Source organism: Paenibacillus lactis (genome assembly GCF_017873605.1).
GTDB lineage: Bacteria > Bacillota > Bacilli > Paenibacillales > Paenibacillaceae > Paenibacillus_AQ > Paenibacillus_AQ lactis.
Genome location: NZ_JAGGKI010000002.1, coordinates 221,181 through 243,502, shown reverse-complemented (window position 1 = coordinate 243,502; position 22,322 = coordinate 221,181). Strand labels below are relative to the sequence as shown.

15 protein-coding genes, 1 pseudogene and 1 riboswitch are annotated in these 22,322 nt (G+C 54.5%); of the genes and pseudogenes, 6 read left to right on the top strand and 10 right to left on the bottom strand.

Annotated features, from left to right (window positions below; genetic code table 11):
- Nucleotides 1–90: 90 nt before the first annotated feature.
- From J2Z18_RS04065 to J2Z18_RS04040, 6 genes are all read right to left on the bottom strand, one after another.
- Nucleotides 91–933, bottom strand: a complete 843-nt coding sequence (locus tag J2Z18_RS04065; protein WP_007130529.1) for a TatD family hydrolase — start codon at nt 931–933, stop codon at nt 91–93.
- A gap of 347 nt (nt 934–1,280) precedes the next feature.
- On the bottom strand, nt 1,281–2,111 hold the full coding sequence (locus J2Z18_RS04060; protein ID WP_144867121.1) for an ABC transporter ATP-binding protein: 831 nt from the start codon (nt 2,109–2,111) through the stop codon (nt 1,281–1,283).
- 189 nt (nt 2,112–2,300) lie between these two features.
- Nucleotides 2,301–3,056, bottom strand: coding sequence for an ABC transporter permease (locus tag J2Z18_RS04055; protein ID WP_007130527.1), 756 nt, complete (start codon nt 3,054–3,056; stop codon nt 2,301–2,303).
- Complete coding sequence (locus tag J2Z18_RS04050; RefSeq protein WP_007130526.1) at nt 3,053–3,346, bottom strand: thiamine-binding protein; 294 nt, start codon at nt 3,344–3,346, stop codon at nt 3,053–3,055. The genes J2Z18_RS04055 and J2Z18_RS04050 overlap by 4 nt, the downstream gene beginning before the upstream one ends.
- A gap of 103 nt (nt 3,347–3,449) precedes the next feature.
- Complete coding sequence (locus tag J2Z18_RS04045; RefSeq protein WP_028404739.1) at nt 3,450–4,490, bottom strand: ABC transporter substrate-binding protein; 1,041 nt, start codon at nt 4,488–4,490, stop codon at nt 3,450–3,452.
- 120 nt (nt 4,491–4,610) lie between these two features.
- Nucleotides 4,611–4,722: riboswitch (TPP riboswitch) on the bottom strand.
- 191 nt (nt 4,723–4,913) lie between these two features.
- Nucleotides 4,914–5,297, bottom strand: coding sequence for a VOC family protein (locus J2Z18_RS04040; protein ID WP_007130524.1), 384 nt, complete (start codon nt 5,295–5,297; stop codon nt 4,914–4,916).
- A 302-nt stretch (nt 5,298–5,599) separates the two neighbouring features.
- Here J2Z18_RS04040 and J2Z18_RS04035 point away from each other — a divergent pair, with 302 nt between their 5' ends.
- Nucleotides 5,600–7,138 carry a GGDEF domain-containing protein gene (locus tag J2Z18_RS04035; RefSeq protein WP_210094222.1) on the top strand — a complete coding sequence of 513 codons (1,539 nt, stop codon included), beginning with the start codon at nt 5,600–5,602 and terminating at the stop codon, nt 7,136–7,138.
- Nucleotides 7,139–7,350: 212 nt separating this feature from the next.
- The gene (locus J2Z18_RS04030; RefSeq protein WP_028404740.1) at nt 7,351–8,394 is read left to right on the top strand and encodes an EAL domain-containing protein; all 1,044 of its coding nucleotides are present in this window, start codon (nt 7,351–7,353) and stop codon (nt 8,392–8,394) included.
- A 288-nt stretch (nt 8,395–8,682) separates the two neighbouring features.
- On the opposite strand, the gene J2Z18_RS04025 is transcribed toward J2Z18_RS04030, so the two are convergent.
- From J2Z18_RS04025 to J2Z18_RS04015, 3 genes are all read right to left on the bottom strand, one after another.
- Nucleotides 8,683–10,989 carry a glycoside hydrolase family 65 protein gene (locus J2Z18_RS04025; RefSeq protein WP_144867131.1) on the bottom strand — a complete coding sequence of 769 codons (2,307 nt, stop codon included), beginning with the start codon at nt 10,987–10,989 and terminating at the stop codon, nt 8,683–8,685.
- Between the two features lie 88 nt (nt 10,990–11,077).
- A complete protein-coding gene (gene pgmB / locus J2Z18_RS04020) occupies nt 11,078–11,737 on the bottom strand; it encodes a beta-phosphoglucomutase (protein WP_210094221.1) in 660 nt (219 codons plus the stop codon).
- A 141-nt stretch (nt 11,738–11,878) separates the two neighbouring features.
- Nucleotides 11,879–12,913: a LacI family DNA-binding transcriptional regulator gene (locus J2Z18_RS04015; RefSeq protein WP_007130519.1), complete on the bottom strand. Its 1,035-nt coding sequence runs from the start codon at nt 12,911–12,913 to the stop codon at nt 11,879–11,881.
- Nucleotides 12,914–13,539: 626 nt separating this feature from the next.
- On the opposite strand from J2Z18_RS04015, the gene J2Z18_RS04010 reads away from it, so the two are divergent.
- The gene (locus J2Z18_RS04010) at nt 13,540–15,282 is read left to right on the top strand and encodes an alpha-amylase family glycosyl hydrolase (protein ID WP_028404743.1); all 1,743 of its coding nucleotides are present in this window, start codon (nt 13,540–13,542) and stop codon (nt 15,280–15,282) included.
- 112 nt (nt 15,283–15,394) lie between these two features.
- On the opposite strand, the pseudogene J2Z18_RS04005 reads toward J2Z18_RS04010, so the two are convergent.
- A pseudogene (locus tag J2Z18_RS04005) lies at nt 15,395–17,684 on the bottom strand (ATP-binding cassette domain-containing protein).
- A gap of 173 nt (nt 17,685–17,857) precedes the next feature.
- Here J2Z18_RS04005 and J2Z18_RS04000 point away from each other — a divergent pair.
- From J2Z18_RS04000 to J2Z18_RS03990, 3 genes are all read left to right on the top strand, one after another.
- Nucleotides 17,858–18,802, top strand: a complete 945-nt coding sequence (locus J2Z18_RS04000; RefSeq protein ID WP_210094220.1) for a helix-turn-helix transcriptional regulator — start codon at nt 17,858–17,860, stop codon at nt 18,800–18,802.
- A 146-nt stretch (nt 18,803–18,948) separates the two neighbouring features.
- Nucleotides 18,949–19,623 (top strand): response regulator transcription factor, encoded by a 675-nt coding sequence (locus J2Z18_RS03995; protein ID WP_007130515.1) that lies wholly within the window; start codon nt 18,949–18,951, stop codon nt 19,621–19,623.
- Nucleotides 19,620–21,095 carry a sensor histidine kinase gene (locus J2Z18_RS03990; RefSeq protein ID WP_210094219.1) on the top strand — a complete coding sequence of 492 codons (1,476 nt, stop codon included), beginning with the start codon at nt 19,620–19,622 and terminating at the stop codon, nt 21,093–21,095. Before J2Z18_RS03995 ends, J2Z18_RS03990 begins: the two co-directional genes overlap by 4 nt.
- Nucleotides 21,096–22,322: the final 1,227 nt, after the last annotated feature.

Sequence of the window (22,322 nt, the reverse complement as noted above, 5' to 3'; positions counted from 1 at the left end):
CCGATTTCACATTACTCCGCGAACCAAGGATAGTATATCAACCGTCGAACCAACGAAAAGCTGCCTTCGGCCAGCATGTACCGTTCGCTTTTATAATCCGTACAGCCGTGCGGCATTTCGATACAGCTGTCTGCGCGCTTCCTGTTCGGAAATCCCCTGCAGCTCGGCCCAAGCGGCAGCGGCAAGGGCGGTCATTTCCGGTCGGGTCGTCTGCCCTTGAAGGGGACCCTCGAACGGCCAAGGACCATCCGTCTCGGTCATGACCAGCTGCGGAGGATACATTCTCGCAATATCGCGGATCTCTTCTTCATAAAGGATATCCGGCGTAAAGGAGATATGATAGCCGCTTGCGGCCATCCGGTCTAACGTATCGCGTGAGCCCTTGAACCAATGAAAATGAGCGCGGGCGATCCCGTAGGCTTCGAGCAGATCGCATGCGGTATCCGCATCCTCATACACGGCGTGCAGAATGATCGGTTTATCGTGCTTCTTCGCAAAGGCGACGAATCTTTCGAGCAGCTCGATATAAGGCGCGTTGTCCCACGAATGTCCTGCTGACTCCGCCTCCAGTCTTGCATAATAGGGGAGGCCGACCTCCCCGACCGCCACCATGTCTTGGACATGGTTCTCCATCCAGCGAAGCAGCTCTTCGGTTTCGTCCGGAGAGGGAAGAGGCTGCTCCGGGTGATAGCCGAAAGCAGGCTTAATGGAGTCCCCGTAGATTCGCGACAGCTCCAGATTGCGCTTGCAAGAGGGCAGATTCATGGACACGGTGATGATGTATTGGACGTTTCCCATCGCGAGCGCCGAGGCGATGCTCTCCTGATCGGCAAGCGAATAGCTGTCGAGATGGATATGCGTATCGATGAGCGGGATATCCGCGCGATCATACGTTTCAAGCGGCAATGAGGTTGAAGCTGTTCCGGATGCCATAATGAGCCCTCCTTTCGTTTCCAATGTTCTTACAGTTTGTCTCTACATATATTATATAGAAAGCTATTCTTTACATATCCGGCTCCGTGCCGGAACCTATAACAGCCGGCCGCTTGCTTATGCATGCAGCCGGCTGTTCCGTCTGAGGAATGGGATCTGAATCCGCATCAAATGAAGTTGGTATAGCACGCATACCGAAGCTTCCGAGGAATGGCAAGTTAACATCTCCTACAATCGGCTGAAGCATAACAAATCTGCACCTGACAGCGGCTGGAACATAACAAGTCAGCATCTTGAATGCAGCCGGAAGCATAGCAAGTCAGCGTCCTGAAACCAGTCCCTGCTAGTCAATTGCGCTTCTGCTGCTCCTGCCGCAGCACGGCTGAAATCTCGGATTTCAGCTCGATGAAGGACGGATCCAGCAGCAGATCCTCCCGGCGAGGACGGGTGAACGGAGCCTCGACCCGTTTCAGAACCGAGCCGGGACGCGCGGACAGAATATAGATGCTGTCCGAGAGCAGCAGCGCCTCCTCAATATGATGGGTGATCATCAGCACCGAGCGCCGGGTGTCCTCCCATATATCGAGCAGCCAGCGCTGCATGTCGCTTCGGGTCAGGGCATCGAGCGCGCTGAACGGCTCATCGAGGCACATGACCTCCTGCGGGCTCATGAGCGCCCGCAGAAATGCCGCGCGCTGCTGCATCCCGCCTGATAGGGTATGCGGATATGCCTGCTCGAAGCCGCCAAGCCCGGCCCGTTCCATCCAAGCGCGGGCATGGGCGCGAGCGGAAGCTTTAGAGGTCCCCCGGAGCTCCTCCGGCAGCAGGACGTTGTCCTCAATCGTCCGCCACGGGAACAAGGCCGGCTGCTGCGGCATATAAGCGATGCGCCCCTTCTCCCCGGTGACCTCCCGCCCCTCCATGAGGACCTGGCCGGCATCAGGCGCAATCAATCCGCCGATGATGTGAAAGAGCGTGCTTTTTCCGCTGCCGGAAGGGCCGATGATCGATACGAATTCCCCTGGAAGCACCCTAAGCGACAGCTCCTCCAGCACATGCACTTCACTGCGCCGCTCGCGGAACACCTTGCGAATCCCCCGGACCTCCAGGGCAGGAGCGGGGGCGGCGGCTGCGCCGCCGGTTGAATTCAAGACGGAATCAGTCGCTCGCTGCGTCATATGGGCAGCCTCCCTTCTTTATTAAGATCCCTGATTTCAACCTTATCTGTAACCTGGATTTGAAAGAACCATTTAAATCTGGGGAGCAGCCGCGATGCTTAGAGGAACTCTGCATGTATTTGCCCCGAATCCCGGTCCAATCGTTCAACTTATGAAGCAGAGAGCATCTATATGGCCAAGCCATGCCAATCAATGCTTCCGGTTCCAGCGGATCAGCCGTTTCTCCAGCAGGGTAATAACGCCTACCATGAGCAGGCTGAGCAGCACGATAACCAGAATGGCCACAAATACGCGATCGGTCCGGTACCCGGATTTTTGCAGCATCATATAATAGCCGATTCCCCGGTCAGACCCGATCCATTCCCCGATGACCGCCCCCATGACCGAATACGTGGCCGCGATCCGAATCCCGGAGAAGATGGATGGCAGCGCGTGCGGAAGCTCCAGCTTGGTGAAGATTTGCCACGGCGTGGCTCCCGTCATCTGCATATAATTCATCATCGTGCGGTCGGTCCGTGCCAGCCCGTCGAGGGCCGCTACGGCTACGGGGAAGAAGCAAACGAGCGTAATGACGATGACCTTCGGCAGCATGCCGAACCCGAACCAGATCATGAGGAGCGGGGCCAAGGCGATGGTCGGCACGTTCTGGCTTAAGATGAGAAGCGGATAAAGGGCTGTTTTGAGAAAAGGTACCCTGTGCAGAGCCAAAGAGAGCAGGAGTCCGATACCGGTTCCGATGGCAAATCCGATCACGGTTAACTTTAGGGTAGCCCAAGTGTGTTCCATAAGTCCCGACGCCCCGGTGATGGCTTCATGCCCGATAGCCGTCGGCGCAGGCAGAATGAATTTCTCGATATCGAACATCCAGACCGCAGCCTGCCACACGATCAAAAAGAAGAGGACCGCCACGACGGGCGGCCATATCGAGCTCCACCAGCTTTTCATGGACGGTATTTCTCCGTGAGCTTATCCATGCTGATGCCCTGCGGATGATGTGCGATTTTGACTTGGGAGATGATGCTCGGACTCCCGGCTTTCACCAGCGCATCATGCATTCGCTCCACGATGCGGAGCAGCTCGGACAGCTCGCCTTCCATCGTTGTTTCCAAAGCATGGACCTCGTATTTGACGCCGGAATCCTGGATTACCTTAATGGCTTCATCCACATAAGGGATGCTGTCTCCGCCGTCCGGCGTACGCGGAATGACTTGAATGCTCAGCAGTGTATTCGCCATGAGTCAATCGTCCTTTCGTATATGGGTTCTCATTTGCACGGCCGTTAAGCCTCATGCCGATGAGCCGCGAAGCAGCATTGCAATGCTGCGGGGAGTGCTTCTCCTATTTGTCAGGCAAAAACTCATTCGTAAACGCGCGCTCCGCGTCCAATTCCTTCTCCAGCAGCTTGCGCTCAAACATCCAGTCGGCATATCCGGACCAAACCTCGGCCTTCTGCTCGCCCCAGCGCGGCGAGTCATCTTGATAGCGCGGGCTGAGCCACTTCTGGCTTTCCAGCACCAGCTCGGCATCCAGGTCGGGAACTGCCTTCGACAGCAGTGCCGCGGCATCTTCCGGATGGTCTATCGCATATTGATAGCCTTTGGACGTTGCGCGCATGAACGCTTTGACAAGCTCCGGGTCATCCGCGATCAGCTTCTCGTTCGTTACGATGACCGGCGTATAATAATCCAGCTGTTCGGAATAATCCTTCACGTAGATCATGTCCAGCGGCTCGCCGCGAAGCTGGGCTTCAATGCCTGTCCAGGCATAGTAGATCCAGGCGAAATCAATATCCCGCTTAACCGCCGTAAAATAATCGGCGTCTCCGATGTTCACGATGTTGACCTTGTTCACATCGGCTCCATCGATCTCCATGATCGATTTCATGACGGCTTCCTCAATCGGAGAGCCCCAGCCTCCGTAGGATTTTCCTTCAAAATCGGAGGCCTTCTGGATGCCCCGATCCTTCGGTGCAGCGAATCCGGACGTATTATGCTGAATGATGGCTGCGATCGAAACCAGCGGCAGCCCCTGTGTCCGGGCGAGCGTTACGCCCTCCTGATAGCTGATGCCGAACGGTACGTTGCCGGAAGCGACCATCGCATCGGTTCCCCCGGAGCCCGGCTGTACGATTTGCACGTTCAGCCCTTCCTCCTCATAATATCCGAGCTCCTTGGCTGCATATAATCCGGTGTGGTTCGTGTTCGCCGACCAGTCCAGCATCAATTGGACATCGCGGAGCTTGGCCGGCTGTTCTCCTTCTCCGGCAGTCTCTTGCTTGCCGGGCGCGCTTCCGCCGTTCTGGCCGCTTGCCCCGCAGGCGGAAGCGACCAGAAGCAGGACGCAGGCGAGCAGCAGAGAGAGCCATGTACGTTGTTTCATCGTGTTTCTCCTCTCCTTATATGTCTTCCATTTTCCGTATTAACTTCATAACAACAACAAAAAACGCCCCGATCGTATCGGAGCGCATGACGGCGTAAGTATATACTACGGCTTATGAACAGCCGCAATCTTATGGCTTCCTACGCTGGCATTACCCAGATCAGGTATAAGGGTCAGTATCTCTATGGGATACACTCTCAGCCGGCCGATTCCAGCTCCCCCGGTATTTATGAAGTTACGGGTTATACTTCCGTTATTATAGACCTACCGGAAGCACCTGTCCAGTACGGGAACGCCCCATGCCTGAAGGCGATTTTCTACGTTCGTATAGGTTGAGTGGCTGTCCAGGCATGGAAGACCCGAATGATCCAGGCGACCCATAGGAGTCTCTATATGCGGGCGGGCAACCTTAGACCTGGCCTGTTAGCGCTGGAAAAATTCAATCCATTCGCCTTCCGGACCGTGCACGAAGAAATAGCGGTAGCCGTTGGGCAGCGTGACGATTTCCTCATCCAGATGCGGAACGTCCAGCTCCTTCACCCGTGCATATTCCGCTTCAATGTCGTCCGTGCTGACGGCAAAGTGATGCACCGTTCCCTCCGCAGGAAGGGAGTCGCTGTATCCTTGAATCAGCTCGACCTCGGTTTCATCGCTGCCGTTAAAGCCGAGGAAAGCCAGCTGGATGACACCGTTCGTGTGCGTCAGACGGTCCTTGAGCTCAAGGCCGACCACCTTCGTATAGAAAGCGATCGTTGCTTCCAGATCCCTTACGACAATGCCTACATGGTCCAATCGTCTTTGTCCCATTTTACAAGAACCCCTTCCATGAAACTATGCTAGGATATAAAACCAAAGATACGTTGATATGAAAGAATAATACTACATAAACCCCATGTGTCAAGTGGGGATTGAGTGACTACAATCCCGGGACAATTCCGCAAATAACGATTCTACGCGGCCTATATGCCTATAAATATCCAGTTGTTGGGCGCTTCTTTCTTTACTTTTCCTCGGGCTAAAAGTATGATTGGATATGGAAACGCTTTAATTCGAAAGACCTATTCATCATGAATGACCAAGCCTACCTTTTGTTTCAGGGAGGGATATGAATGAGCCCGGGTCCATCCGATTCCATATATATTCGGCTCGCGATTGGATACGCATTGATCCAATGGATATTGGCCCTGTGGATGCCGGACGCTTTATTGCTTCACCGCATCTTAGCCATTATGGCTCCGATAGCCGCATTCGCGTATTTGATCGGGGTGATTGGCAGTCGGTATGAGCAAGGCCATCTTCGCAGATTTTGGCTTCTGATTGCAGCCGGATTGGCCGGCGATGCAATAGGGCGCATCCTGTATGCGGGTGATGAATGGATTGGAGGGGTGTTTGGCGGATCCATCCGGCTGGCGGAACTGTTCTGGAGCTTGGAAGCTCTATTGTTCGCCGGTGCCCTGATTTACCTGTTCAGACGAGTGCAGGGTCCGCTGCGGGGCGCTCGGTTTACCCTGGACATCATCATTGTTGCGATTACCTTGATGACGGTGGGGTGGGAGTATCTCATTAAGCCGGAGATGGAGAGCGGGACGGATACCGTCTGGAGGTCGGCCGGAGGAGCGATGCTCTATCCGCTGTGCGGAATCGTACTGATGTTCTTTACGCTGGTCGTGTATTTTAACACTAAGCAGCTGCACAAGCGGGCGGTCATCTTCCTGTGCCTTGGTGGAAGCGCATTTGCGCTCGGGGATGTCCTTCGGATCTTTCTTGATAGTTTCATGAACATCGGAGCTGGCCTATATGTATATCCGCTGCACACCCTCTCTGCATGCTTTATCGGCTTTGCGGGTGGACAAACGCTGCCTCGAAGGGGGAGGAGATCCCTATCCGAGAAGAAGCCGTGGCCGGCAGGAACCTTGATCGTACGATATTTGCTGCCCTACAGCGTCCTTGGCGGAATGTTTGCCCTGATGGCCCATCGGTTCGGGGGATGGAGCGGTCTATTTACCGGCTTGACCCTCTGCTTCATTCTCATTTTGATCAGGCAAATCCTGATTCAGGTCGAGAATGACCGCTTGTTCGAAAGGCTGCATGTCAGCCTGCAGAAGAGTGAATCGCTCGCGCACCGCGACGATTTGACGGGCCTGTATAACCGTCGTTATTTTAACGCCAGGCTTTCGGAAGCTTTGGGCGAAGCAGATCGGGCCGGTTTCCGTGTCGGACTGCTGTATATGGACTTGAACCGTTTTAAGCGCGTGAATGACAAGTATGGGCACCGTGCGGGGGATTTGCTGATCCAGAAGGTGGCGCAGCGCCTCCATTCGCTGGAGTCAAAGGGCGTAATCGTATCCCGGCTCGGCGGCGATGAATTTACGGTTATGCTGTATCCGGCCGGAGAGGATCAGGAGCTGATCTGGATGGCGGAGGATATCTGGACGCTGCTGAGCGAGCCCTATGAGCTGGAAGGAACCGAAATTTACACCTCGCCGAGCATCGGGATTGCGGTTTACCCCGATCATGCCAAGGATGACCAGGAGCTGATCGGCCGTGCGGATACGGCGATGTATGCGGCGAAGGAGCGGCATGCCCGGTGGCATTTTGACGTAGAGCAGACCATGCTGCTGCAGCTTCTTCATAAGAAAGCGGATTAAAAGGTGCGATTCCTTTGTCGGATCGTCGAAAGTCAGTTGTTATCGGCAATTCTTGTCGATTTTTGCTATATCAAGAGTCGCTTTAACATAGATATTACGCATTTGCAGTAAAATTAGGTCATAAGTTTGATAGAAATCCATAAAATGCAAAGAAATCATATTCTAAATGCCGATAAAGCATAGTGAGAGCTTGCTTGCCAAGGAGGACGAACATGATTTGCGACAATTGCAGCACCTTTGAAGCGATTGAGGACCAAGGAAGAACCGTTCATATGAAGCCTGCTCGGCAAGAGCTTGTGCGCTTGCTTGCACAGAACGGCTACACGGTGCAGGAACACAATGAGAGTTGTGCTGTGAACTATAAGGAACGTTCCGATCTGATCTCCATTATGGAGTGTCTGCAATCCCTTCCGCGAAATCTATGTGATGAGCTGTCCTTCTGTGTCACTGGAGGGGAAGCTCCGAAGACCCGGCATATTTGGACGCCGATGCAGAGGTTTGAGCTGCAGATGGAGCACTATGATATGGTGAACGTTATATTACATAAAGAATTTACGAGCTATATGCAGCCGATCGTGGATCCGTCCGAGCATATTGTTGCCTATGAATTTCTGCTGCGTCCGCTCAAAGGCGGGATCCCGTTTAAGCCCCATGAGCTGTTCGAAACGGCACGCAAGACCGGTTTGCAGGTTTTTCTGGATCAAGCGGCCAGAACGTCTGCGATTGAAACCAGCGCACAATGGCTTCCGAAGGGCGTGAAGCGCTTCGTGAATTTCCTGCCATCTTCGATCTACGACGCCCAGATGTGCCTGAACCATACCTTCCATACGATTGAACGACTCGGGCTCGATCCCGGGGATTTCGTATTCGAGGTGGTGGAAACCGAGAAGGTCGATGATGTCGGGCACCTGCAATCGATCTTCGAGGCCTATCGCAGCCACGGGATCTCGGTAGCGATGGATGACGTAGGGGCAGGCTACTCCACCTTGGAGCAAATGATCAAGCTGAAACCGGATTATGTCAAAATAGACCGAAGCCTGATCGACGGCTGTGATCAGAATCCAACCCAGCAAAGGCAGCTTGTGACCATTACCCATATGGCTCACGAGTTCGGGGCGATGGTGCTTGCCGAAGGGATTGAAAGACGGGAGGAATTCCATTTCTGCCGGGAAATCGGAATCGAGCTGTCGCAAGGATATCTGTTCGGAAAACCGTCCCAGCGACCCCCATGCGGTCCGGAGCCGCAGCTCATTTAACCAAAGCTAGCCCGGCGGCTTAGCCTGATCATCACAGTATTATTATAGCCTTAGTGAAGATACGGGTCCTGTCCTAGCGTGCCAACGGCAAGCGGAATATCCGTTTATATAAAGGAAGAAGCTCCGCACACAGGTGACGGAGCTTCTTCCTTTTCGTGATAGGGCAGAGAACGGTGAAGTAAATCCTCAGACCGTCCCGAGCATTATTCGTTTCTACAAGCCCTCAATCCTACAATCAGTCGGTCCTACATGAAGCCCGGGCTGCTTGGGTCTGCCCGAATAAACCGATCAAGCTCGCGGTGCTTTTACCTCGCCACGGCCGGCGATGCCGTATTCCTTACCGCTGACGTTCAGCACGGCAGGCGTGTCGGTCTCGTTAACGATGATGGTTTCCTTGTCGGTCACCTGAACCTTCAGGCGGGATCCGCGGAACATCACCTTGAACGAGAAGGAGGACCAGTGGCCCGGAATGAACGGATTCAGGTGGAGGACGCCGTCTCTCACGCGCAGGCCGCCGAAGCCATGCACGACGGACATCCATGTGCCTGCCATGCTGGTCGTATGGCAGCCGTCTTCCGTATCGTTGTTATAGTTGTCGAGATCAAGGCGAGCTGTGCGTAAATACATCTCATAAGCCTTCTCCTGATACCCGAGCTCGCAGGCAAGTATCGCATGCACGCAAGGGGAGAGGGAGGACTCGTGTACGGTGAACGGCTCGTAGAAGTCGAAATTGCGCCGCTTTGTCTCTAGATCGTACCGATCGCCCAGGAAGAACAGACCTTGCAGCACATCGGCTTGCTTGATATATACGGAACGCAGGATCCGGTCCCAGGACCAATTCTGATTCAGCGGCAGGTGCGCAGGATCAAGCTCCTTGACCGGTACCAGCTCCTTATCCAGGAATCCGTCCTGCTGCAGGAAAATACCGCGTTCCGGATCCTCCGGATAGTACATTTTGCTGATGATGTCCTGCCACTTGGAGGTTTCGCTGCCCTCGAGCTCCAATTTATCGATCAGCTCGGCATAGCGGGAGGCTTCGTTCTCCTTGACGTAGGCCAGAACGTCCAGCGTATACTCCAGCGTCCAGCTGGCGATCCGGTTCGTGTACCAGTTGTTGTTCACGTTGTTCTCATACTCGTTCGGGCCGGTGACGCCCAGGATCATATAACGGTCCTTCGCAGGCACGTAATTGACGCGCTCCTCCCAGAAACGGGAAATTTCCACGAGAACCTCAAGCCCGTATTGGCCCAGGTACGAGAGGTCGCCGGTGTAGTTGACATAGTTATAGATCGCATAGGCAATCGCGCCGTTGCGGTGAATCTCTTCAAACGTAATTTCCCATTCGTTGTGGCACTCTTCGCCGTTCATAGTGACCATCGGATAGAGGGCGCCCTTCGTGAAGCCGAGCTTCTTGGCGTTTTCCTTCGCTTTTTCCAGATGCTTGTAACGGTAGATGAGCAGATTCCGGGAGATGCTTGCATCGGCCGTGCTCAGATAGAACGGCAGGCAATAAGCCTCGGTATCCCAGTATGTGCTGCCGCCGTATTTTTCTCCAGTGAAGCCCTTCGGACCGATATTCAGGCGGTCATCCTCGCCGCTGTATGTCTGGTTCAATTGGAAAATGTTGAAGCGGATCGCCTGCTGTGCCGCCACATCGCCTTCAATGACGATATCGCTCTCTTTCCATTTATCGCCCCAGGCGTCAGCCTGCTCCTTGAGCAATTGCTCGAACCCGGTCTGGACCGCAGGCGCCAGCACGGAACGGGCTGCGTCAAGCAGCTCACCGAGCCCGTGGTTGCGGGAAGTCACGTTAGCCACGTATTTATAGACGGTGATTTCGTCATCCTGAGCGATCTGAACGCGCAGTCGGTTCGCCGCATACTTTTCCTTCTCTACCAATTCCGCTTGCAGGCTCAGCTTCTCGCCGTTTTTCACAATATCGTAGGACATGGCGGAGGTGACGTGGAAATCGAGCTTTTTGGTTTTGACCGTCAGCGCGGCAGAGCCCTGAGAAGCTTCCTTGAACACTTCCAGCCAAAATTTCTCGTCATAGTTGGCATCCTTGTTCTTCACATCCCCATCGAGGTATGGGGTGATCGTCAGCTCACCGCTGAAATTCAGAGGCGTTACTTTGTAGCGGATGGCCCCGATCTCATGACGCACGATGCTTACGAAACGGATCGCTTCCACCTTCAATTCCTTGCCATCCTCCATACGCGCGGTAAAGCGACGGGCGAGGTAGCCTTCCTTCATGTTCAGCTCGCGGACGAAGTCCTTCACCGTGCACTTGGCCAGATCGAGCGGCGTGCCGTCAACTTCAATGCCGATCCCGATCCAGTTCGTACTGTTCAGCACTTTGGCAAAATATTCGGGATATCCGTTCTTCCACCAGCCCACGCGGGTCTTATCCGGGTAATACACACCGGCCATGTAGCTGCCCTGCAGGGAGGGGCCGCTGTAGGACTCCTCGAAGTTGGCGCGCTGGCCCATAAAGCCGTTGCCGATACTGAAAATACTTTCTGAAATTTCATGCGTATGCGGGTCAAAGCCTTCTTCAATAATTGACCATTCATCAAGCTTTAAATATTGTTTCACAATCATCGGCTCCTTTGATTTTAGGAAAATGGTTGCTAATGCAAAAAATATATGGATGATCGCTGCCGGAAACGGCGGGAGAACTGCTTTACTTCTCCTGCAATCCGAGCAGACGGTCCACCGTAAAGCCTTCGAGTGAGGAGATTACCAGATTGGCGCGCCCCAACGTTTCCGGCGATCCGATGCCGACACAGCGCATGCCGGCCCGGGTGGCGGCCTCGATTCCAGCCTCGGCATCCTCGAATACGACGCAGCTCTCAGTCGGTACGCCAAGCTCCCGGGCACCGAGCGTGAAGACCTCCGGGTCCGGCTTAGCCTGCTGGGTTTTCGTGCCGTCGATAATGGCATCGAAGTAGGGAGTTAGCCCCGTGTTGTTCAGAATCAGCATCGCGTTCTTGCTGGCGGACCCGAGCGCGACCTTTATGCCGCGCTCCTTCAGCGACTGAATGAACTCCAGCGCGCCGGGCAAAATTTCCGAGGCGTCCATGGTGGAGATATACTCCACGTACCAGGCGTTCTTTTTCGCGGCAAGATCCAGCTTGGTCTCCTCATCGGGGGCAAGCCCGCCAATCTCAAGCAGGATGTCCAAGGAAGCCATCCGGCTTACGCCCTTCAGTCGCTCATTGTCCTGCTCCGTGAACTCAAATCCCAGCTCTTCGGCAAGTCGCTTCCATGCGATATAGTGGTATTTGGCCGTATCAACCAAGACGCCGTCCAGGTCGAATAAGCATGCGGTGATCGGTGACATACAATTCCTCCTCTTGCATAAAATCGTTGAAATGCGAATTAGTGCAAACGTTTGAACCAAACATCAAAAATAAAGGAAGCACTAGGTGGCTTCTTTATTTTACAAAAATTGTTGGTGGCCTGACGGCAATAGCCGCCAAGCTTATGATTTCGGCATCGAGTACATCGATGACTCCCGGATCATCAAGCGATGCGGGATAATATAGCGATGGGGCAAGACCGTCTCGCCATCGTGGCGGATTGACTGGATCAGCGCCTGGGAGGCGGTGTAGCCAAGGTTGTAAATCCCGATGTCCACGCTGCTCAGCGGCGGTGTCGACAGCTCGGTCAACGAAATGTTGTTAAAGCTGATGATCGACACGTCCTCGGGAACCTTGTATCCAAGCTCGTGCAGGCCCCGAAGCACGCCGAACGCCACGATATCGTCGACGATAACGAGCGCGGTAGGGCGCTCCGGCAGATTCATGAAGAAGGACATGGCACGATAGCCGCTTTCCTGGAGAAACTCGCCTTCGACAACCCACTCCTTCCGCATGTCGAGCCCGGCATCGGCAAGCGCCTTGCCATAGCCCTTCATCCGGTCCTGGGATACGATCAGGTTAGGCGGCCCGCTGACAAAGCCGATCCGTTTATGGCCCAGGGAGATCAGATGCTTCGTCGCATCATACGCCGCCTGGACGTTATCCGTATCGACCGATAGCAGGTCCGGATACTTCTCGCTGCGTCCGACCAGGACGAACGGATAATCGTTGGATTTCAGGAAATCGACAACGGCATCATCCTGCCGGGAATACAGCAGAATCGCGCCATCGACGCGGCGGCCGTTCAGCAGCCGTGATACCGCTTCGACCTCCTCCTTCTCATTGCCGCCCGAGCTGATCAGGACATCGTACCCGGAGCGGTTGGCTTGGGCGACGATCCCGCGGATCAGCTCCATGAAGAACAGGTTGAGAAACAGCTCTTCAGCCGGTTTGGGAAGAATGACACATATGCTTTCCGTTGTTTTGGAAACAAGGCTTTTTGCCATAATATTGGGGTGGTAGCCCATTTCCTCCATAATGTCTCTGACCTTCCGCGAGGTTTCGCGGCTGATTCTCGGGTGATTTGACAGCACCCTAGAGACGGTAGAGGGGGATACGCCCGCTCGTTTAGCGACATCTTTAATCGTCACAGACATAATAGGACCTCCAGTGGAACCGTTTGCGTTTTTTTGAAAACAAGAAAAGGGCAGCCGCTGTTTTTAGAACAGAATCAATAGCTCTTGCGCGAGCCGCGGTGCTCCTCTTCATTTCCATGTTGGGTCTGTAAGGCCCCAATTATACAAGGTTCAAGCTGATAATAAGCCGTATTCATGCGATACTTTAAACGGTTTCACACTGTAATATTAACGTTAATCGAAATGCTTGTAAATACGTATCCGGATCCGCCGAGCGCAATTATTCACAAACGCAACAAAAACGAAGATATTTACAGATATCGAGAGAAAACCCTATATTATTTTTGGAAAACTGCTGAAAACAACACAATACGGACTTGTGCAAACGATTTAACAATTTTGTGAAGTGATGTATGATAGGAGAAGTTCGAGTATTTTACAAAATGATCATAAGCATAGCATGGGCAGTTGGACCAGGCTGTAAAAGGAAATCCGGTATGTTGATTTAAGAATTGTAACCGTTTTATTGGTAGATGTTAGGAAAATGAATTCAAACGTTTGCGCGTTGTTATGAGCTGTAGGCAAAACCGCTCTAACTTTAAGATTAAGGCAAAATTTAAGAATAAGACAAACAGGAGGAAGTGAAGATGATGAAGCAATGGGGCAGCAGGCGATCTTGGGCCGTCTGGTTTAGCTGCGTGGCGCTTGTAAGTGTTCTGCTTGCCGGGTGCAGCGGCAGCGGAGGGACTTCGGCGCAGGAAGAAGCCGGGTCGAAGGCGGGAATCGGGCAGGAGCAGGGACAGAACCCCGGCAAGGCGGAGACTGCCCAAGAGCCGGGGCAAGGAGGCGATACGAGCTCATCTGAGTCCGCGCAGGCGGAGGTGGATGAACAGCCGTCCGATGTATACTACGAAATTTTCGTGCGATCCTTCTATGATTCTGATGGAGACGGTGTCGGCGATTTGCGGGGAGTTATCGAGAAGCTCGATTACTTAAACGACGGCAATCCGGACACGACCGATGATCTGGGGGTCACCGGCATCTGGCTCATGCCGATTAATCCATCACCCAGCTATCACGGATATGATGTGACCGACTACCGGGCGATTCATCCTGACTACGGAACGCTGGAGGATTTCAAAGCGCTGCTGGCCGAGGCGGAGAAGCGCGGAATCAAGGTCATCATGGACCTGGTCGTCAACCATACAAGCACGGAGCATCCATGGTTCAAGGAGGCAGCCGCCGACTCGAAATCGCCGACCCGGGATTGGTATGTATGGGCCGAGGACCAAGGCAAGAAGCCGACGGGCTCGAGCGCAGCCGGCAGCGGCACCCCTTGGCATGAGTTAAACGGAGCCCATTACATGGGGACGTTCTGGGGCGGCATGCCGGACCTGAACTTCGACAATCCCAAGGTCAGGGAAGAGATGAAGGATATTGGAGCCTACTGGCTGGAGATGGGAGTAGACGGCTTCCGCATCGATGCGGCCAAGCATATTTATGAGGATCTGATGTCCGACAAGGGCGAGGCCACGACAGCCAAAAATACCGCTTGGTGGCAGGAGTTCCGCAGCCGCATGAACGAGGTGAACCCCGATGCCTACATCGTAGGGGAGATCTGGGACAACTCGGCAGCTGTTATTGCCCCGTACCTGGATAAGGCATTTGATTCGGGCTTCAATTTCGGTCTCGGCGAAAGCATGATCGGGGCCGTGACGAATGAGAAGGATAACAATCTGGCCTTCACGCTGGAGCGGACATACGGCTTGTTCAGCAAGGTGTCGGGAGGCTCATTTTCGGATGCGGCGTTCCTTACCAACCACGACATGAATCGTGTAATGACCCAGCTGAACGGCAATTTGGATCATGCCAAGATGGCTGCGGGCATTCTGCTCACCATGCCGGGCAACCCGTTTATTTACTACGGTGAGGAAATCGGTATGCGGGGAGCGAAGCCGGATGAACAGATCCGCGAGCCGATGATCTGGTCCAATACAGGCAGCGACAAGGGACAGACCACTTGGGAGCCGCTCAAGCATAACCGGGGCGATCAGGTCGAAGGTGTGCTGCAGCAGACGGGCGATCCCGATTCCCTGTTGTCCCGCTACCGTACCTTGATCGCATGGCGCCATGAAATGCTTGCGCTAAATCGGGGAACGATCGAATCGTTTGCCTCCGGCAACGAGAGCGTGATGGCTTACGTTCGTCGGACGAACGACAGTAAAGCGCTAGTCGTCCACAATCTGTCCGGCAAGGAGCAGCGTGTGGAGCTGGCGGGAACGAGCGGCGGCGATCCGTTCAAGGCGCTGGCCAAAACGACGGATGACCGAGCGGCATTAAACGGGTCAAGCTTAACGCTGCCGCCGTATACTACCGCCGTATTGGAGTAGCGTCCGTAAGGGAAGCGGCTACAGTTGCAGCAAGACCCCCGAGCCTTCGTATATGAGGGCACGGGGGTCTTTTTTTATGCTTGCAATTTCGGGATACCTTCATGACTTGCAATTACCGGTACGCTTCTAGGTATCTTGCCGTTAAGGAGTCTTTGCATTCTAACAGCTCCCTCGGCTTGCCAGAGAAAAGCAGCTGCCCGCCGTCCATGCCCGCGCCGGGGCCAAGATCGATGATCCAATCCGCCTGGCGGATGATATCGAGATTATGCTCGATGACAATGACGGTGCTGCCTTGCTCCACCAGCCGCTCGATGACCGATACGAGCTTCTCGCAGTCGGACAGATGCAGCCCCGTCGATGGTTCATCGAGCACATAGATCTCGCCGTGCTTGTCCAGTTCCGCCGCCAGCTTGACTCGCTGCCGCTCGCCGCCCGACAGTGTGCTGAGCGGCTGGCCCAGCGTCATATAACCGAGGCCGGTATCGTGCAGGCGCTGCAAAGCGGGGCGGATGTCCTTCTCCGGGAAGAAGGACATCGCCTCGTCAACCGACATCGCCAGCACCTCGCTGATGTCTTTGCCGCGAAGGCGGTACCGCAGAACGTCATCGCGGAAACGGCGGCCCCGGCATGCTTCGCAGACGGTGACCAGCTGATCCATGAAGGCGAGATCGGTCGCGATCGTTCCGGCACCGCTGCAGGCCGGGCAAGCGCCCTTGGCATTAAAGCTGAACAGGGATGCGCTGACATGGTTAGCAGCGGCACAGCTTCCGAATCGGATCGAAGATGCCGGTATATGTGGCGATGTTGGAGCGGTTTGAGGCATGGATGGCATCCTGGTCGACGATCACCGTTTCCGGATAGCACTGAGGGAGCACGTGGTTGATCAGCGTGCTTTTGCCTGATCCGGCGACGCCGGTGACAACCGTCAGCACCCCGGTGGGGATGCGAACCGTGACATCGCGCAGATTGTGTAAGGCGGCGTTCGAAATCGTCAGCCACCCGGAAGGTTCCCGCACCTGTTCCTTTAACCGTGCCCGCTGCTGAAGATGCTTGCCGGTCAAGGTGCCGGACTCCAGAAGTCCTTCGTAATCGCCTTCGTAAACGATCGTGCCGCCGGCAACGCCGGACCCGGGGCCCATGTCGACGATATGATCGGCCAACCGGATGACATCCGGATCATGCTCCACGATCAGGAGCGTATTGCCCTTGTCGCGAAGCTGGAGCAGCAGCTTGTTCATGTTATGGACATCATGAGGGTGAAGACCGGTGCTCGGCTCGTCGAAAATGTAGGTGAGATCGGTCAAGCTGCTTCCGAGCTGCCGGACCATTTTGATGCGCTGCGACTCTCCGCCCGACAATGTTGCGGTCTCGCGATCCATGGACAGGTACCCGATTCCGACCAGCTTCAGCTGTTCCAGCCGGGTTATGCAGGCGCTTGCGATCGGTGCAGCCTCCGACTCGCGAATCCTCCGCAAAAATGCAATCAGCTCATCCGCCGGCATCCGTGAGCAGTCGGCGATGGAATAGCCGTTGATTTTGCAGGACAGCGTCTCTTGATTGAGCCTGCCCCCTTGACATTCAGGGCACACCGAGCGGGGGGCTACATCGTTGATCGCTTCCCTGTACAGCTGCGCATCTCGGGAATCCTTGCTTAGAAATGACCGCTCGATTCGCGGAATGACGCCTTCATAATAAGAGGTCGGCGGCCATTCCGGCGTCGGGTTTGGCGGCTTGAACCCGGATTGGTACAGGAGCAGGTCCCACTCTTCCGGACTATAATCCTTCAGCTTCCGGTCATTGTCGAATAATCCAGTGACCGTATACCGCTTCCAGCGGAAATCACCGGGACGAAAGGTCGGGAATCGGATCGCTCCTTCATTCAGTGATTTTTCCTTGTCGATCAGGCGATCGATCCGGATGACGTTGACTTTGCCAAGCCCCTCGCAGCGCGGACACATGCCCTGCGGATTGTTGAAGGAGAAGACGTCCGAGTGCCCGACAAAAGGCTGACCGATCCGTGAAAACAACAGCCGCAGCAAAGCATGGATATCCGTAGCCGTTCCGACGGTGGACCTTGCGTTGCCGCCGATCCGCTTTTGGTTGATCAGGATCGCTGCGGATAGATGCTCGATCGATTCGACATCCGGTTCCCCGTATCCGGGAAGGCGGTGCCGAATAAAGCTGGAATAGGTCTCATTCATCTGGCGCTGTGACTCGGCGGCGATCGTATCGAAGACGAGGGCGGACTTGCCGGAGCCGGATACGCCGGTGAATACCGTAATTCGCTTTTTGGGGATATCGAGACTGACGCTGCGCAAATTTTTATTCTTGGCGCCGATAACGCGAATGACATTGTTCGGATTTGAAGCGTTGCTCTTGTCCGAAATCAAGCCTGGACTCATGCTCGATTTCGTGTTCGAGTTCATGTCTGATTTTTTGCCCGAGTTCATGTCTGAGCTCATGATTCATTCTCCTTTCCGGTTCCAGTCTTTGACCTGCTTACGGGAATAGCATATCTTATAAACATGACAATAATTGTCTACTTATTGGCAAGACCGAAAAGGAGGAGCAAGCGGTGTCCAAAGCCAAGCTGTTGATGGATGTGATTCTGTTCGTCAATGCCAAACGAAGCTTTACCGCCCAGGAGGTCGCCGATGAATTTGGCGTTTCGGTGCGCACTGCGCACCGATATTTGACCGAAATCAGCGATATGGGCGTTCCCTTATATACCGAGCAAGGACGTCATGGGGGCTACCGTACGCTCAGCAGCCGTGTTCTTCCGCCGGTGCTGTTTGATGAGGATGAGGTGTTTGCGATCTTCTTTGCCTTCCAGTCTTTGAAGCGCTACCGGTCACTGCCGTTTGAGCTGAACATGGATTCGGCCGCACGGAAATTGCTGGCGGGGTTTCCCGAGGATGCCAAAGCGATGATCAGCCGCTTGGAATCCGTGCTGGCCTTTTGGAGTCCGCGCCGAACGGCAGGTTCCCCTTTTCTGAAAGAAATGATCGAAGCAGCCCTATACCAGCGCGTTGTGAGGATCGGGTACCGCTCAAAGAACCGTACGAGCGACCGGGAAATTCAGCCGATCGGCGTGTATGCCCGCGACGGTCTGTGGTACATGCTGGCCGCCGAGGGGGAGACGGAGGAGCCGCGCTTGTTTCGGGCTGACCGGATCGAGTCCTGGACCCCGACGGACCGGTCGTGGGAGCTTGATATGACGCTGGAGGAATGGCTTCAGGAATACCCGATCCGGCAGCCGGTCCGCCTGTATGCGGAGCTCACAAGAGAAGGGGCCCGGCAATGCGCGAGCATCCCTTGGCTGGAGGATGAGGTGGTTATGCTTGAAGAGCATCGCGGCGTTGTCGACGTGACGGTAGACCGCAGCGATTTTGAATACATAGCCGATGTGTTTCTCAGGCTTGGAACGGAAGCGAAGATCATCGAGCCTCAGGAGATTGTGGATTTGATCCGGGATAAGGCAAGGCGGCTCATCGCCCACTATGATCAGGGACGGTTGTGAGTGGGCTGCAGAGGTGTAGCTCTTCCTTTTTTACATGTTACAATGACAAAAGACAGGTGCCGGAGGAACGAATCGCTGACCCGCACCTTGCGTTAGCGGCTGGAAGAAGCATTGCCGACATTTTGGTGGTGGAAAGGGAGATATCCATGAGCGCAAGCATTTTATATATCGAGGATGACCGCGATATCGGCGGATGGGTGAGTGATTTTTTGAAGGAAAAGGGCTATGGGGTGAAATGGCTCCAGAGCGGAGAAAAGGCAGTGGAAGAAGCTGCCCAATGCGCGGTTGTCGTCTTGGACGTCATGCTCCCCGGGCTCGACGGGTTTACGGTCGGACAGCGGCTGAAGAAGGCGTACCCCGGATTGCCGATTCTGATGCTGTCGGCCAGAACGTCCATCGACGACAAACTCCAGGGTCTGGAATTCGCGGACGATTACTTGACCAAGCCTTTCCACCCGGACGAGCTGGCGGCAAGGGTCGAGGTGCTGCTGCGCCGTTCTGCCGTACAATCCGCCGAACCGGTGAGGGTCAAGCATTTGACGGTTTATGAGGGCGAGAACCGGATCGTCAATGAGGATACCGGAGAGGAAATTTTGCTGACCGGCAAGCAGTATCAGATTTTTATGTACCTGCTTCAGCATCAGGGCCGCGTCATGACCAAGGAGCAGATCTATGAATCGGTATGGGGTGAGTCTTATATCGAGGGGGACAAGACGTTGATGGTTCATATCCGTTACCTGCGCGAGAAGCTGGAGCGGGACCCGGCGTCCCCGGAAATTATCGAGACGGTCCGCGGGCTCGGCTACCGGGTGAAAGCATGAAAGGGTGGAGAGCGAAGGGGCGGTTTCGCAAATCCCTGACGAATCGGTATCTGCTGCTTATTTCGGTGGCCATGATTTTCATGCCGATTCTGTTCCCGCTCGCCTCCGTGTTCTACTGGTTCGTTGCCAACACATTCATGGACGTGCCGCCGCTTCCCGACAAAAAATATGAGAATGGGACCGTATTGGAGAAAATGTGGCATAAGGAAGCAACCCAATTAGAAGGCGCATCGCCGGAGGAGATCGAGCAGAGGCTGAAATCGCTGCGGCAGGCTTATCCTGAAGTTCAGATGCTGTGGGTGGACAGCGATAGTCGAAAGCGGATCGAGCTCCCTGTGCAGGAGGATATGCCCGCGTTATGGAGCGCCCAGCATACCGTACAATTTATGAAAAATTCCGTCGGGGCCGATCCGTTCACGGTGGTCGCTTTTATCGGGGATGAGGGAGCGGACGAGGGCTTCATGGTGATGCGGATTCCGAGAAAATATATCAGCGTACAGGATCCGATCGCCAGCGAGACGACCCTGTACGGTTTATTCATGGCGACCATGTCCGGCCTCTTCATCCTGGTGTCCTGGCTGTTCTTCGTACGCATCCGCAAGCGGCTGCTGCGCCTCCGGAACGCAATGACATCCCCGAATGAAGCAACAGGCATCCCGCAGCCGGTCACGTTGACCAAGCTGGATGAGATCGGGCAGCTGGAAGAGGGCTACAACGATATGGTGAGCCAGCTGGAAGAGGGCCAGCGCCGCCAGCGCGAGGAGGAGGAGCTGCGCAAGTCGCTCATTGCGAGCTTGTCGCATGACTTGAGGACGCCATTGACGGTTATACGAAGCCATATTTTCTCTTTGGAGCGGGAGCCGCTCAGCGGGAGGGGCAAGGAATCGCTCTCCCTCATCGAGGCCAAAATCGGCGATTTGGGGGGATTAATTGATAACCTGCTATCCTATAATCTGCTCACGAGCGGCAAGGTGCAGCTAAACCTTGATGCGAAGGACGTTTTGAGACTGGTCAAAGAGAGTGCGGCCGCATGGTATCCGGTATGGGAAAAAGCAGGCATCGAGCCCGACATTGCTCTGCGCGAAGAGCCGCTGATCTGGAATGTCGATGTGTTATGGTTCCGGCGGCTGCTCGACAATTTGTTTCAAAATGTCGTGCGCCATGCCCAATCCGGTAAGTATATCGGCATTTATACCGAGGAACGCCAAGTCGAAGGCGGTGAAGAGACCGGAGCGCTGATCATCTCGGATCGCGGCCCGGGATTCGGCAGCGAGTCCCATAACAAGGGCGCAGGCATCGGGCTTGCGGTCGTGGATTTCCTAGCGAAGGAAATGGGGTTAAAATGCGAGGTTGAGAGCTCCGGCGAAGGAACGAGAATCACCATCTGGAAGCCGGGAAGCGGCGGCGTTTACCCAGGGCAGGAGCTTAATCCCGGAGGGAAGCAGGTCCGGTTTGAAGTGGACGATATGTAATAAGCCGCGACGGCCTGTAAAGCTCACTCGGAAGTTGATGATCGTGATGACGCGCAGCGCCGTGAACAAGACAAATCATTGAGGTGCGAATGAAGGAGCCGGACGTTTCCGGGTCCTTTTTTTGTGCTGTTTGCCGCCTTAACTGCGGCATTTACCTAGGGGAAGGCTAATCCTCCCTTTATTTAAAACAATCTCATAATCCAACGTGGGATATACAAGATCACATCCAGGATCAAAGTCACGTAATTGGAGAAGTTGTCTAGCTTGGTTCTTCCAGGCCAGGTTACCTTTTTCATGCGAATGACCTCATTTCGAATTGAATTGTCGGGCATATATCCATGAACGGGGGACGATAGCCAGCCGACAGTGCCTATAGAAGCAGCACCACTACCAGAAACAAGCACAGCTCGGACCTTAGGCTGTAACATGCCCTTATCCTGTTGGCCAGCGTCAGCTAGCACGCATTCAGTGATTAAGCCCTAAGTGACCATACGTAATGAGGGATTGGAAGTTTCAGTAAATTTTAGATCATCATCAATCGACGTACCAATTATTAGGGAATGAAGCCCTGTACTGCATAATCTCATACCCGTCGCACCAGCGGAGGGGGAGGAATCGGTCTGGAGAAGCGTAGCGTTCGCCTTTAAATCCGGGAAACAACCTTGTTTGGGATCATTCCGGTTTCCCGGATTTAACAGCGATCGGAAGAACGATCCGCCACCGAAGCGGCCATCGTTGCAGGAAGAGTTTATGACCACCACCGAAGCGGCCTTAGTTGCAGGAGGAGTTTATGACCGTCACCGAAGCGGCCTTGTTGCACGGGGGTTTTATCACCACCACTCGAAGCGGTGGTGGTTGTCCTACCCATCCCCCAGCACTGCGATCATGGGTAAGGCGAGTAGTATGGCATTAGGTAGCTGCATGAGAAGTCTGAGTGCCTTATAGAAGGAGCGATGTGCGCTGACAGCGAGCAGAGGCATGGAAACTTAGAAACCTCGGATAGCACATATCTCATACCCGTCGCACCAGCGGAGGGGGAGGAATCGGTCTGGAGAAGCGGAGCGTTCGCCTTTAAATCCGGGAAACAACCTCGTTTAGGATCATTCCGGTTTCTCGGATTTAACAGCGATCGGAAGAACGATCCGCCACCGAAGCGGCCATCGTTGCAGGAAGAGTTTATGACCACCACTCGAAGCGGTGGTGGTTGTCCTACCCATCCCCCGCACT

What these genes read in the sequence shown, in the direction of transcription:
- J2Z18_RS04065 (WP_007130529.1), bottom strand. Translation starts at nt 933, where the DNA reads ATGGCATCCGGAACAGCTTCAACCTCATTGCCGCTTGAAACGTATGAT.
- J2Z18_RS04060 (WP_144867121.1), bottom strand. Translation starts at nt 2,111, where the DNA reads ATGACGCAGCGAGCGACTGATTCCGTCTTGAATTCAACCGGCGGCGCA.
- J2Z18_RS04055 (WP_007130527.1), bottom strand. Translation starts at nt 3,056, where the DNA reads ATGAAAAGCTGGTGGAGCTCGATATGGCCGCCCGTCGTGGCGGTCCTC.
- J2Z18_RS04050 (WP_007130526.1), bottom strand. Translation starts at nt 3,346, where the DNA reads ATGGCGAATACACTGCTGAGCATTCAAGTCATTCCGCGTACGCCGGAC.
- J2Z18_RS04045 (WP_028404739.1), bottom strand. Translation starts at nt 4,490, where the DNA reads ATGAAACAACGTACATGGCTCTCTCTGCTGCTCGCCTGCGTCCTGCTT.
- J2Z18_RS04040 (WP_007130524.1), bottom strand. Translation starts at nt 5,297, where the DNA reads ATGGGACAAAGACGATTGGACCATGTAGGCATTGTCGTAAGGGATCTG.
- J2Z18_RS04035 (WP_210094222.1), top strand. Translation starts at nt 5,600, where the DNA reads ATGAGCCCGGGTCCATCCGATTCCATATATATTCGGCTCGCGATTGGA.
- J2Z18_RS04030 (WP_028404740.1), top strand. Translation starts at nt 7,351, where the DNA reads ATGATTTGCGACAATTGCAGCACCTTTGAAGCGATTGAGGACCAAGGA.
- pgmB (WP_210094221.1), bottom strand. Translation starts at nt 11,737, where the DNA reads ATGTCACCGATCACCGCATGCTTATTCGACCTGGACGGCGTCTTGGTT.
- J2Z18_RS04015 (WP_007130519.1), bottom strand. Translation starts at nt 12,913, where the DNA reads ATGTCTGTGACGATTAAAGATGTCGCTAAACGAGCGGGCGTATCCCCC.
- J2Z18_RS04010 (WP_028404743.1), top strand. Translation starts at nt 13,540, where the DNA reads ATGATGAAGCAATGGGGCAGCAGGCGATCTTGGGCCGTCTGGTTTAGC.
- J2Z18_RS03995 (WP_007130515.1), top strand. Translation starts at nt 18,949, where the DNA reads ATGAGCGCAAGCATTTTATATATCGAGGATGACCGCGATATCGGCGGA.
- J2Z18_RS03990 (WP_210094219.1), top strand. Translation starts at nt 19,620, where the DNA reads ATGAAAGGGTGGAGAGCGAAGGGGCGGTTTCGCAAATCCCTGACGAAT.